This window comes from Bradyrhizobium sp. LeoA1Lang (genome assembly GCF_055413685.1).
Map to the genome: position 1 here is coordinate 77,654 of NZ_JBVAPG010000006.1, position 12,733 is coordinate 90,386.

12 protein-coding genes and 1 pseudogene are annotated in these 12,733 nt (G+C 61.9%); 10 read left to right on the forward strand and 3 right to left on the reverse strand.

Going from position 1 to position 12,733, the window contains the following annotated elements; translation table 11 throughout:
* Nucleotides 1-71: 71 nt before the first annotated feature.
* Nucleotides 72-734 (reverse strand): helix-turn-helix domain-containing protein, encoded by a 663-nt coding sequence (locus ACZYOF_RS03795; protein WP_282526997.1) that lies wholly within the window; start codon nt 732-734, stop codon nt 72-74.
* Between the two features lie 341 nt (nt 735-1,075).
* Between ACZYOF_RS03795 and ACZYOF_RS03800 the strand changes: the two genes are divergently transcribed.
* The 10 genes from ACZYOF_RS03800 (at nt 1,076) to ACZYOF_RS03845 (ending at nt 10,906) form a co-directional block, all read left to right on the forward strand.
* A complete protein-coding gene (locus ACZYOF_RS03800; protein ID WP_463714853.1) occupies nt 1,076-2,365 on the forward strand; it encodes a transporter substrate-binding domain-containing protein in 1,290 nt (429 codons plus the stop codon).
* Between the two features lie 68 nt (nt 2,366-2,433).
* On the forward strand, nt 2,434-3,336 hold the full coding sequence (gene urtB, locus ACZYOF_RS03805; protein ID WP_394566024.1) for an urea ABC transporter permease subunit UrtB: 903 nt from the start codon (nt 2,434-2,436) through the stop codon (nt 3,334-3,336).
* 36 nt (nt 3,337-3,372) lie between these two features.
* Entirely contained in the window at nt 3,373-4,476 is a 1,104-nt protein-coding gene (gene urtC / locus ACZYOF_RS03810) for an urea ABC transporter permease subunit UrtC (protein ID WP_130578412.1), read from the forward strand.
* 9 nt (nt 4,477-4,485) lie between these two features.
* Entirely contained in the window at nt 4,486-5,229 is a 744-nt protein-coding gene (urtD, locus tag ACZYOF_RS03815) for an urea ABC transporter ATP-binding protein UrtD (RefSeq protein WP_463714854.1), read from the forward strand.
* Nucleotides 5,230-5,231: 2 nt separating this feature from the next.
* Entirely contained in the window at nt 5,232-5,930 is a 699-nt protein-coding gene (gene urtE / locus ACZYOF_RS03820; RefSeq protein ID WP_463714884.1) for an urea ABC transporter ATP-binding subunit UrtE, read from the forward strand.
* Nucleotides 5,931-5,948: 18 nt separating this feature from the next.
* On the forward strand, nt 5,949-6,389 hold the full coding sequence (locus ACZYOF_RS03825) for a N,N-dimethylformamidase, small subunit (RefSeq protein ID WP_463714855.1): 441 nt from the start codon (nt 5,949-5,951) through the stop codon (nt 6,387-6,389).
* 38 nt (nt 6,390-6,427) lie between these two features.
* Nucleotides 6,428-8,827, forward strand: coding sequence for a N,N-dimethylformamidase beta subunit family domain-containing protein (locus ACZYOF_RS03830; protein WP_463714856.1), 2,400 nt, complete (start codon nt 6,428-6,430; stop codon nt 8,825-8,827).
* 67 nt (nt 8,828-8,894) lie between these two features.
* A complete protein-coding gene (locus ACZYOF_RS03835) occupies nt 8,895-9,929 on the forward strand; it encodes a ring-hydroxylating oxygenase subunit alpha (RefSeq protein WP_394566027.1) in 1,035 nt (344 codons plus the stop codon).
* Nucleotides 9,930-9,942: 13 nt separating this feature from the next.
* Nucleotides 9,943-10,248: a hypothetical protein gene (locus tag ACZYOF_RS03840; RefSeq protein ID WP_130578407.1), complete on the forward strand. Its 306-nt coding sequence runs from the start codon at nt 9,943-9,945 to the stop codon at nt 10,246-10,248.
* A 10-nt stretch (nt 10,249-10,258) separates the two neighbouring features.
* Nucleotides 10,259-10,906, forward strand: a complete 648-nt coding sequence (locus tag ACZYOF_RS03845) for a tetratricopeptide repeat protein (protein ID WP_463714857.1) — start codon at nt 10,259-10,261, stop codon at nt 10,904-10,906.
* A 56-nt stretch (nt 10,907-10,962) separates the two neighbouring features.
* Here the strand turns inward: ACZYOF_RS03845 and folD are convergent.
* A pseudogene (folD, locus tag ACZYOF_RS03850) lies at nt 10,963-11,832 on the reverse strand (bifunctional methylenetetrahydrofolate dehydrogenase/methenyltetrahydrofolate cyclohydrolase FolD).
* A gap of 3 nt (nt 11,833-11,835) precedes the next feature.
* Nucleotides 11,836-12,696 (reverse strand): formyltetrahydrofolate deformylase, encoded by an 861-nt coding sequence (purU, locus tag ACZYOF_RS03855; protein WP_463714858.1) that lies wholly within the window; start codon nt 12,694-12,696, stop codon nt 11,836-11,838.
* Between the last annotated feature and the right edge of the window lie 37 nt (nt 12,697-12,733).

Sequence of the window (12,733 nt, forward strand, 5' to 3'; positions counted from 1 at the left end):
AGCTTCGGACGCTTCGTCAATCGTGAGGAATAAGTTTTTCCTGATAAGAAATTGGGCGCAATGAGGCAGAATTAGGCGGGACGCCGCGGATACACGATGATCGAGAGGTAAGTCATCGGCCGCTTCACCAGCACTTCGGGCCCATGCAGCGCGCCGGAGTCGAACAGCATGGAATCGCCCGGGCGTAACCGGTAGCTCTTGTTACCGTGACGGTAGATCACCTCGCCAGTGAGCATGTAGATGAACTCTGTGCCGGCGTGCTGGAATCCCGTATAGGCCTCGGCCTCTTCCTTCAGCGTGATGAGGTACGGCTCGACGACGACGTCCTCGCCGCTCACATGTCCGAGCAGTTGGTACACATGTCCCACCTTGGTGCCGCGTCGTTCGATGACCACGCCTTGCTTGGCGCGAACGAAGGAGCAGTCGCGCCGCTCCTCGGATGCCGCGAACAGTAAACTAAGCGGCACAGTAAGCGCGTTCGCGATCGACTGTAGCGTGGAAAGCGACGGCGAAATCTGGCCGTTCTCGATTTTCGAAAGCATGCCGGCCGAGATGTTCGCGGCGCTCGCCAGATCAAGCACCGAGAGATCCTGCTGACGTCGGGTATCCCTGATCTTCGCGCCGAGCGCGCGCTCCAGACTTCGGCTGCTTTCGATCGGCGCATTCGAGCCCGTGCGGTAGTCCGAATTCTCGATGACCGTTTCCTTCGGCGTTGCCGCGCTCTTTCTTTTCATCTGCATGTTATCCCGTTCTTATCAGCGCAAGTCGTAACACGATGGCAGGCGGAGGCGGTAAGAATTTTTCAGCCCGCAACCGCGACGTGTGACTTGGCGTCTGACTTGGCGCCGCGCCGCGGCTTCGTCGGCTCGCAGAACTTCCGAACGATGTCGCGATCAATCGCGGCCGTGCAGTTGCGTCGCCCGACGCAGTAAAAACCGAGCTGTCCTCATTGTAACTGTCAGTGCACAAATTTTACTCTTGAGAAAGTTCGGGTCACTTGTATCGTTTAGAAAATAGATTTCGTGTAGAGAAAATCACTTGAGAGGCTGTTATGCGGGCAGATCGTCGTGGTTTCATGAAAGCAACGCTCGGAGCTGCGACGGTCCTCGCCGCTCCATACGGGTTCGTAAAGAGCATCAATCAGGCGTGGGGAGCTCAGTCCTGGATCAAGAAGGGCGAGCCCATCAAGGTCGGGCTCCTGTTCTCGCTCACCGGCGGCCTCGCGGTGCCGGAGGAGGACTCGACGCTCGTGATGCAGTACGCGATCGACGAGATCAACAAGGCCGGCGGCATCGCCGGTCAACCGATCGAGCCGGTGATCGTCGACGCGAAGTCGGACTTCAACGTCTATTCGGAGAAGACCAAGGAACTCATCCTGCGCAATCGGGTCGTCGCGCTGTTCGGCTGCTACACCTCGGCGAGCCGCAAGGCGATCCTGCCGACCGTCATGGCGCAGAACCACCTGCTTTACTACCCGACCTGCTATGAGGGCGCGGAATGCACTCAGAATACGATCTGCACCGGTCCGCTGGCGAACCAGCACTCGAAGGACCTGATCCCGTTCATGGTCCAGCAGTTCGGCAAGAAGGTCTTCTTCGTCGGCTCCAACTATGTCTGGCCGAAGGAATCCAACAAGAACGCCAAGGTCTGGCTGCAGCAGGCTGGCGGCGAACTGCTCGGTGAGGAATACATCCCGCTCGGCAGTTCGGAATTCGGCCCCGTGCTCAACAAGATCCGGGAGGCGAAGCCGAACTTCATCTTCTCGACCGTGGTCGGTGCATCCGACATCGCCTTCCACAAGCAGTTCAAGCAGGAGGGCTTCAAGGTCGACTCGATGCCGATTGCTTCGCTCACTACGGGCGAGATCGAAACCCGCGCGATGGGCAACGAGTTCGGGGCCGGCCACTTTCTCTCGGCGCCGTATTTCCAGGGGCTCGACAATCCGACCAACCACAAGTTCGTGGAGGGATTCCTGAAGAGCAAGTACGGCAAGAACGGTGTCACCCACTACAATATGGAAGAGACCTATCTTTCCGCCTACGTCTTCAAGTACGGTCTCGAAAAGGCCATCGCCAAGGTTGGCCTGGAGGAGGTGACGCCGCGCGCGATCCGCGACAGTACCGGCGGCATCAAGGTCGAGGATGCGGTTTCCCCGGAAGGACTGATCTGGATCGACGATCAGAACTTCAACGCCTGGCTGAAGCCGAAAATCGGCCAGTGCCAGGCCGATGGCAGCTTCAAGATCGTGAAGGCTTCGGCAGAGCACGTCGCGCCGGACCCGTATTCGATCTATCCGGACCTCGGCAAGTGCACGGCGGACGGCCTCAAAGCTGCCGACGGCAAAGTGCGCAAGAGCGTGATCTGAACACAGCGAAAAACAGCAGCCGTGGCGTGCGCGTCGCGCGCCACGGTCGGCTTGGCACGGAGCGAGCTATGGCGGTCGGATCGTTCTTCACGTCCTTCGATCTCAGCGCGTTCATCAACGCGCTGATCCTCGGAATCAGCATTGCCAGCATCTGGCTGATTGCTGCGTTGGGGCTCACGATCATCTATGGCGCGGTCGGCGTGATCAACATGGCCCATGGCGAGTTCATCATGCTCGGCGCCTACAGTTCGTACATGTTGCAGAGCTTCCTCGGGCTGCCTTTTCTGTTGTGCGTTCCGGCTTCTTTCCTGATCGTTGCCGCGGTCGGCCTGATCCTGGAACGCGGATTGATCCGCTACCTCTACAAACGCCCGTTGGATACGCTGCTTGCCACGTTCGGCGTATCGCTTGTGCTCATGCAGGGGGTGCGACTGATCTTCGGCAGCGATCCCAAATATCTTGCGGTACCGCCGATCTTCTCGAGCAACATCCAGTTCGCCTTCGTCAATATTTCCGTTTTCCGCGTAGTGGTGCTCCTGGTCACCATCGCGGTCGTCGTGGCGCTCTGGGCCCTGTTCTACCGGACGCGTTTCGGTGTTCAGGTGCGCGCGGTGATGCAGGACAAGGAGATGGCGGCGTCCTTCGGCGTCAATGCCGATCGCGTCTACATGCTGACCTTCGCGCTTGGCGCGGGCCTTGCCGGTCTCGCGGGATCTCTTTTCGGTGTTCTCAATATCGTTCTGCCCACGATGGGGGCGGCCTATGTGGTGCAAGCCTTCCTGGTGGTCGTGGTCGGCGGCGGCACGCTGGCGGGCAGCGTGGCAGCGGGTGGCGCGACCGGCGAACTGCAATCGATCTTCGCCTATTTCACCAACGACACTTTCGCCCGCTTCGTGCTGTTCGTGATGATCGTGGTGTTCCTCCGGATACGGCCACAGGGCTTGTTCGCGCCATCCGCAAAGCGTCGGTGAAGGCTGCGGCACCGGGATCGGGAAGGGAATGGCGAAATGAATCTCTATCACAAGGTAAGCGCGCAATGGCTGGCCTATCTGGTCTTCTATGCCGTGCTTGCAATGGTGCCTTTGGTCGTGAGCGATAATTTCCTGCTTAATCAGCTCTCGACATATGGCGTGTTCGCAATGCTCGCGCTTTCCGTCAGCCTGTGCTGGGGCTTCGGTGGCATCCTCAATCTCGGACAGGGCATTCCCTTTGGTCTTGGCGCCTACGGCATGGCGATGACCATGCAGATGCAGTCGCAAGACGAATCGAACCCGATGCCGCCCTTCATGCTCAACAACAGCCTGGATCACCTCCCGCTGTTCTGGGTACCCTTTGGCAATACGACGGTCGGCATCGTGCTGGCGCTCGTTGTCCCGACGCTGTTCTGCGCGATCTTCGGCGGGCTGATGTTCCGCGCCCGCGTGTCCGGCCCGTTCTTTGCGATCATGACGCTCGCGATGCTGAGCGCGTGGTACACGCTGATCCTCGACATTCAACCTTATACCAACGGCGTCAACGGCATCACGCCGCCGGCTGCCCTGAAGCTCGGGGAACTGGTGGTCGATCCCTATAGCCCGGGCGCCTACTGGCTGGTGCTCGGTCTGTTGATCGCCGCAACTGTGGTGGCCAAGCTGATGACACTCAGCCGGTTCGGCCTCGTCGTACAGTCGATCCGCAATGACGCCGAGCGGGTCCGCTTCCTCGGCTACAATGTTGCCGGCTACGAGACCGCCATCTACACCGTGTCCGGCCTCTTTGCTGCCGTGGCCGGCTGCTGCTGGGTCATCCTGACGCAATATGTCTCGCCGGCACAGTTCGATACCACCTTCAGCCTTTCGATAGTGATCTGGGCCGGCATCGGCGGGCGCATGTCGCTGATGGGCGCCATCCTCGGTGCCTTCCTGATCCAGGGCGCGCAGAGCTATCTGGGCGACGCGTTCCTCAATACCTGGCTCCTGATCCTCGGCGGATTCTTCATCCTGGTCGTGCGCTTCCTGCCGAAGGGACTGATCGGGCTGGTCGAAAGCGCGCTGGGCCGGATCTCGATCGGCTCGAAGAAGGGCGGCAACGGCGTTTCCGCCCCGCGCCTCTATCCGCAGCCAGGCGAGTAGGGGGCGGTCATGGGGTTCCTGGAAATCCGCAACCTCTGCAAGAGCTTCGACACCGTCTCGGTGATCAACGACTTCAGCTTCGAGCTCGTGGAACAAACGCTGTGCTGCCTCGTCGGGCCGAACGGCGCCGGCAAGACCACGACCATGGACCTGATCACCGGCCGGCAGAAGCCGACCTCGGGCCGGATTCTGTTCTGCGATGACGATATCACCGGTCTCGACGAGCACGAGATCGCCCGGCGCGGCATCGGCCGCAAATTCCAGGTGCCCGCGGTGTTCCGCGATCTGACGGTGCGGCAGAACCTCGAAGTCGCTTACAGCCGCAGCACCAACCCGCTGAAGAATTTCTTCCGCTTCAGGGAGCCGTTCTTCGCCGAGAAGCTCGACGAGATCCTCGCGCTGACGGGGCTTGGCAACCGCCTGAACGTCGAAGCGGGCATCCTGTCGCACGGCGAGACCCAGTGGCTCGAGATCGGGATGGTGCTGATGCAGAATCCGCGCCTTCTTCTGTTGGACGAACCGGTCGCCGGCATGACCGAATCCGAGATCGAGAAGACCGCTGAGATATTCAACCGCCTCAAGCAGACCAACACGCTCGTCGTCGTCGAGCACGACATGGCCTTCGTCCGCCAGATCGCCGACATGGTCACGGTGATGCATATGGGCAGCTTGCTCGCCCATGGATCGATCGGCGACATCGAGGCCAATGAACGCGTGCGCGAGGTCTATCTCGGCGAGACGGAGGACGCGTGACCATGTTGCTGTCGATGGACCGCGTCACCTCCTATTACGGCAAGACGCCAATCCTGAAGGATTTCTCCTTCGACGTGGAAGAGGGCAAGTGCCTCTGTGTGCTCGGCCGCAATGGCGTCGGCAAGACCACGTTGATGCGAACGATCATGGGCCTGACCGACAGGTCGGTTGGCGAGATCACCATCGAGGGGCAGGACATCGCGTCCTCGCCAACCCATCTCCGGGCCAGGCTCGGTATCGGTTACGTGCCGCAGGGGCGCGGAATTCTCTCGGAGTTCACCGTCCGAGAGAACATTCTCCTGGGTACCTTCGCACGCCACGATGGCCGTCCCGAGATTCCCGAGCTTTGCCTCCAGATGTTCCCCTATCTGAAGGCCAATCTCGACCGCCGGGCAGGCCTCCTGTCCGGCGGACAGAAACAGCAGCTTGCGATTGCACGCGGGTTGGCGGTCGATCCGAAGATCCTTCTGCTCGACGAGCCCACCGAGGGCATCCAGCCCAATATCGTGCATGAGATCGGCGAAACCTTGCTGACGCTCAACCGCAAGCTCGGCATCACGCTTCTCCTGACCGAGCAGCACATCCGCGTGGCTCGGCGGCTGGGGGATGCGTTCCTCATGGTCGACAATGGACGCGTGGTCGCCGGCGGCCCGATGGCCGAACTCACCGATGACGTGATCCACAAGTATCTCACCATCTAGTCAACACGGAGCAGATAGATGATTCCGATACCCCGGCCCTCTTCGTCCGATGCGCAGCGCATGATCAAGGAGCACAAGGAATGCATCGACTCCATGAAGGGGGTCGCCGGCAACAGCGTGCTCAAATGCGCGACGGCGGGCGACACCACCACGGTCACGGGAGGCATTCACGAGGACTTCCAGCTCAATCGCGTCCTGCTGCGCATGCGGGCGCAGCCGGCGAAAGGCAAGCTCGTCGTCGTCTGCACCAAGGTCGAAAAGGAGTGGCGCATCGCCCGCCTTTCCGGCATCCGCGGCGTGCCGCCGGAATTCATCAACGACAAGGTCTATGACAATGAGCAGGACCCGCAGCATGACATCTTTCTGATGCGGCTGGAGGAGTTCGCTGAGTACGACGGTTTCCCGGAACACTTCCGCGAGGGATGGAAACGCCGAGACGACATGTGGGCGACGACCTGAAGGTTCAATGAGAAAAGTCAACTGTTGAGGGCACAATCATGAGTTGGATGACGATCACCGGCTACGCTGACAAGTTCAGCGTCCATCCGGGAGACACCATCAAGTTCTTTGTCAATTGCGACGGACCGGCCGACTACCAGGCGGAGATCGTCAAGATGATCCATGCCGACACCAATCCGCGCGGGCCGGGATTCATCGAGGAGAAGATCCAGGCTTCCTGCAACGGCACGTACAAGGGCATGAAGCAGGAGATCTACAGCGGCTCCTACGGATTCGTGGTCGACAAGCCGCAATTCCGTCTGGAAAGCGTAACGCTGCAGTGCTGGATCTGGCCGACCGCGCCGAAGACGCATCCCAAATACTGGAAGCACGGCGCGCAGGGCTTGGTCACCAAGTGGCACGACGGCAACGGATACGGGCTCTTCATCAACGAAGCGGGCTGCGTCGAATTCCGCGTCAACGACCAGGTCATCACCACCGGCGCGCCGCTTCGCGATCATGCCTGGCACTTCGTGGCGGCGTCGTTCGATGCCAAGACCGGAGAAGCCATTCTCTATCACGAGCCGCAGATCGTCTACGCACTTGATCCGGAGATACCGCCGGTCACGAAGAAACTCTCGACCAAGCTCACCTATGCGCCGGGAACGCCGACCGTGATCGCCGGCTATTGCGGCTCGTTCAGCGACGCCCCGCAGGGCAAGGCTTCGGTGCCGGCGGGCATCCTCATCAAGGGACATTACAACGGCAAGATCGACAGTCCGCGGATCTGCAACAGAGCGCTGAGCCGGCTCGAGATCGAGACCATGAAGCTCGGTGCGCAACCGGGTCTCAGCGAGCGGCGCAATTCGGGCCCGACCGGCAAGCTCTCCGAGGCCATCGTCGCATCATGGGATTTCTCCGACGGGATCAACACGCTGGTCGGGAAAGACAAGGGGCCATATTTGTTCCATGCCACGATCGTCAATTGCCCAACCCGGGCGATGACCGGCTACAACTGGGAAGGCCAGGTGTTCGACTGGAAGGTCGCACCGGAACAATACGGCGCCATCCATTTCCATGACGACGATATCGATGACGCCCGCTGGAGCACGAGCTTCGAGTGGAACGTGCCGAAGGGCACGGGCAGCAAGTTCTACGCCGCGAAGCTGACGGCGAAGGACGGAAGCGAGGACTACATCCCGTTCTGGGTGGTGCCTCGCGTCGGCGAAGAGACCGCGAAGATCGCCTTCATGGTGCCGACCATCAGCTACATGGCCTATGCCAACGAGCATCTCGCCAACAATGCCGGCGGCGCCGAACTGCTGGTCTATCGGGTGCCGATCATGCAGCAGCAGAACATGTTCCTGTCGGAGCATCGCGAATACGGTGGATCGATCTACGACACCCACACCGATGGCAGCGGTCTTTGCCTGTCGTCGCGGCTGCGGCCGATCCTCAGCATCCGGCCGAAGTACGATCACTTCCTGGCGCAGGCACCCTGGCAATACCCGGCCGATCTGCACATGATCTACTGGCTGGAGAAGAAGGGCTACGAGTATGACGTGATCACCGACGAGGACGTCACCTATGATGGCCTTGCGCGGCTTGAGAATTACAACGTTATCATCACCGGGTCGCATCCCGAGCACAACAGCGGACCGCAGCTCGATGCGCTCCACAACTACATGCAGCGCGGCGGCCGCTTCATGTATATGGGCGCGGACGGCTGGTACTGGGTGCACTCCTATCATCCCGCATATGACGGACAGGGTCGCGGCATCGTCACGGAGATGAGGCGCTGCGAAAGCGGCATTCGCACCTGGCGTGCCGATCCCGGCGAATATTATCACCAGGGCACGGGCGAACTCGGCGGCATGTGGCGGTTCCGCGGACGCTATCTGCATACGGTAGCCGGCACGGGCATGTCGTCGGAAGGTTTCGACATCTCGACCTACTATTCGAGGACTCCGGAGAGCAACGACACGCGCGTAGCCTGGGCCTTCGAGGGCATCTCCTACGACGAGAAGCTCGGCAATTTCGGTCTCGTCGGCGGCGGCGCCGCGGGCACCGAGCTCGACATCGTGGATACCATGCTCGGCAGCCCGCCGCACACGCTGGTGGTGGCAACCTCCGCAGGCCGCCACACAGAAGGCTATCTGCTGGTCATGGAGGACTACGGCTTCAACCAGCAGGGCCTTGACGGAACTCAGCACCCGCGCGTGCGCTCCGACATCGCCTATCATGAGACGCCAAACGGTGGCGGATCGTTCGCGTTCTCGTCGATCGCCTTCTGCGGCGCGCTGCCCTGGAACAACGGCGACAACAACATCTCGACGCTGGTCGGCAACGTACTGAACCGCTTCATGCAGGACGGTCCATTGCCGATGCCAGATCCGGAGGCGATCATCCATCGTGGCCGCGCCGACTACGACCAGCCGATGAACAAGGCGCGCAAGTAGCGCAGGAGAGGACGACGAAGGCGGCGCGGGTTTTTGCCAGCGCCGCCTCCGTGACGGAGGCGCAACGATGCTGACTCATCCGGATACGGTCTATATCGACGCGGGTATCGATTTCCTCGATCCCCGGCTCTATTCATCGTGTCGCGCGCCGTTCGGGCTCGCGACGATGCTTCCCCGCCGCGCCTATACATCGGAGGTGTTCGAGCGCCTCGAGAACGAAAAGGTCTGGACGCGGGACTGGGTCTGCATCGGCACGTCGCCCGAAATCCCCGATCCGCTCGATCTGCTTCCCTACACGATCGGCCAGCACGCGATCCACGTTCAGCGATTGCCCGATGGCGGTTTGCAGGGACGGTTCAACAAGGCGCAGCACGGCGGCTGCCGGACGATACCGGCACAGTGCCGCACCGGCAAGAAGACCAGATGTTCCTACACCTCCTGCGGATTCAGCCGCGACCGCGACGTCATCCTCGCCAACGCCCTCGCCGAGATGTCGCCGCAGATGGGTCAGTATCTCGGTGCCGTGCCGGAGCGCCTTCTGCCGGTGAAGGTCAGGACCTCTGGCCCGCTGATCTTCGCGAACATCGATCCGACGCTGGACGCCGAACAGCGGCCGCTGCTTCCGGAATGGACGGAGAACCTTGTGCGCCTGGAAGGTCACTGGCAGGAACACCGTTCGAACTGGAAGCTTGCGGGTGCGACGATCGTCGACATCGCGCGCTCCAGCCTCGCCGGTGGCGGCGCCACCAACCATGTCAGCGCCGAATGGACGTTTCCCAATCTCGTTCTTGTCCGGTCCCGCTACGCAACCCTTGTGGTGGTGTTGCAGCCGACCGCACTGGACCAGACGCTCTGGCGGCTCTCCTTCTTCAGCCCGCCTGAGCTCTCGCGTTCCGCACATGAGGCCGCATGCGGCGGCCTCATGCGCCTGCTCGACCAGGCCGCCGGGCAGGCGTCCTCGCTGCAGGAGAAGATTGAGCTCTCGCTCGCGTCGGATCCGTCCGAGTCAAGCCGCGCCGGCTGGCTGTTCAACCAGGCCTTGATTGAGCGGGTCACCCGACATCATGTCGCCTACTGGAGTGCCCCCTTGATGCGAGCTTGAAGGGAGGAGGTGCATGGTTTTCAGCGTACAGCAGGTCAAGTACGAATTCCTCGCCTACATCAAGGAATTCGATCAGTCGTTTTCGAGCTGGTGCGTCGGCATCTCCGACGCGCCGAAACAGACACTGTTCGAGCAGCACGGCGTGCGTGCCGACGCGGATCCCTGGCTTTACAAGCAGCTCCTGACTCACCGGGCGGCGCGCACGGTCTATGATTATTTCGTGGGTCATCTGAAGACGGCGGGCGTCCAGCCGGCGGGCGACTCCAACGATTTCGACTGTGTGTATCTGTTCAAGATGGCACCCCATACGCGTCAATGAGGAGAAGCCCATGCTGACCACCGCCGATGGAGAAGCCGCCTTTATCGATCGCGACTACGCGAAAGCGCGCGAAATCTGGGAGCCGCTCGCCGAACGCGGCGATGCCGAGGCCGAGGCATGGCTCGGTTCGCTCTATGCCAACGGGTTCGGGATCGAGAAGGATCCGACGCGCGCCTTCGCGCTGTATCTGCGCGCGGCCGAGAAAGGCAATCCGCTCGCGGCGAACAATGTCGGAGCGATGTATGCCAAGGGCGAGGGCGTCGCGACCGATGCGGTGCGGGCGGCGTCATGGTTTCACCGGGCCGCCGAACAGGGCGATGCGCTGGGCCAGTTCAACTACGCCGTCGTGCTCACCAAGGGACAGGGCGTGGACGCTGATATGAAGCAGGCGGTGGAATGGTATCGCCGGGCCGCCGAGCGGGGACATTACCCGTCGCAGGGACGACTCGGCTATTGCTACGCCAAGGGACTCGGCGTTGCCACCGATCCGATCGAGGCGTTTGTCTGGCTCAGCGCGGCGGCACAGCACGGCGTCGGGTTTGCGATGGCCGAGCTCGAAGAGTTGGTACGTGGCATGGGCGAGGAGCAGAAGCGCGAAGCGCGGCGTCGCCTTGCCGAGCGGCTCAGTGCGCGAAACGCAGCGCGGCTGTCGGCCTGAGTATTGAGGCGGCCGCGCGGCTTCGGCACGAGGTCGCCCCAAACGCGGTGAGCTGCCTACTTGCCGCGCCCGCCGGCGGCCAGCAGGGTATTCTGCAGCAGGCAGGCGATCGTCATCGGCCCGACGCCGCCCGGAACGGGCGTGATCGCACCGGCGATATGTCTGGCCTCTTCAAAGGCGACGTCGCCGACCAAGCGTCCCTTCGCTGCGCCTGCGCTGGGCAGCCGGTTGATGCCGACATCGATCACGATCGCGCCGGGCTTGATCCAGTCGCCGCGGACCATTTCCGGCCGGCCGACGGCCGCGATCAATATGTCGGCCTGGCGGCAGACGGCCGGCAGGTCGCGACTGCGCGAATGGGTCATCGTCACCGTGCAGTCGGCCTGCAGCAACTGTTGCGCGATCGGCTTGCCGACGATGTTCGATCATCCGACCACGACAGCGTCGAGGCCGCGCAGGTCGGTTGCAACGGTTTGCAGCAGCATCATGCAGCCGAGCGGCGTGCAGGGCACAAGGCTGGGCAGGCCCCGCATCAGGCGTCCGGCATTTTCCGGATGGAAGCCGTCGACGTCCTTGGCCGGATCGACGGCGCGGATGACGCCGTCCGTGTCGATATGTTGCGGCAGCGGAAGCTGCACCAGGATTCCGGCGACCTCTTCGTCGGCGTTCAGCCGCGAAATGAGCGCCAGCAGCTCGTCCTGCGATGTCTCGGCCGGAAGGCGGTGTTCGAACGAGCGCATCCCAACGGCAACGGTTTGACGTGCCTTCGAGCCGATATAGACCTCGCTCGCGGGATCGTTGCCGACGAGGATCACGGCCAGCCCGGGAATGCGACGGCGCTGCTCCTTCCAGCGTGCGATCTCGGCTGCGATCTGAAAGCGCTGCCGCTCCGCCGCCGCATTGCCGTCAATGATGGTCGCTGTCATCGTTCAATCCCTGAAGACCACAGTCCGGACGCCGTTGAGAATGACGCGGCCGTCGATATGCCAGAACACCGCCCGGGACAGCACGCGCCGCTCTATGTCGCGTCCCTTGCGGACCAGGTCGTCCGGCTGATCCTGATGCGAGATGCGCTCGACGTCCTGCTCGATGATCGGCCCTTCGTCGAGATCGGCCGTCACGTAGTGCGCGGTCGCCCCGATCAGCTTGACGCCACGGCTGTGGGCCTGGTGGTAGGGCCTCGCACCCTTGAAGCCCGGCAGGAAGGAATGGTGGATGTTGATGCAGCGTCCGGCGAGCTTGGCGGACAACTCGTCCGACAGGATCTGCATGTAGCGCGCGAGGACGACGAGATCGACCTTTCGTTCCTCCACGATCTTCCAGATCGCAGCTTCCTGTTGCGGCTTGGTCCGCGGAGTGACTGGGAGATGGTCGAAGGGAATGCCAGTCAGGTCGTGATGGATGTAGGTCTCGCGCGGATGGTTCGAGACGATGCCTGCGATGTCGATCGCGAGCTCGCCGATCCGCCAGCGATAGAGCAGGTCGGCAAGGCAATGATCGAAGCGCGAAACCAGGATCAGGAGCCGCGGCCGTTCGGCCTGGGCACGCATCGTCCATTTCATCTGCAGGCTGTCCGCGAGTGACAGAAGCGCCTCATGAAAGGCGGCGATCTCGCCGCCGGCTACGAAGTTGAACCGGATGCGGGCGAAGAAGATGTTGGTCTCGACGTCGTCATATTGATGCGCCTCCTGGATGTTTCCACCGCATTCGAACAGGGCGCGGGCGACGGCGGCGACGATGCCGGGGCGGTTCGGGCATGAGAATGTCAGGATATGGCTGTTGGTCGGCATGGCGGATTGCTTCGGCGCTGAAGGTGTGAGGTCCTGA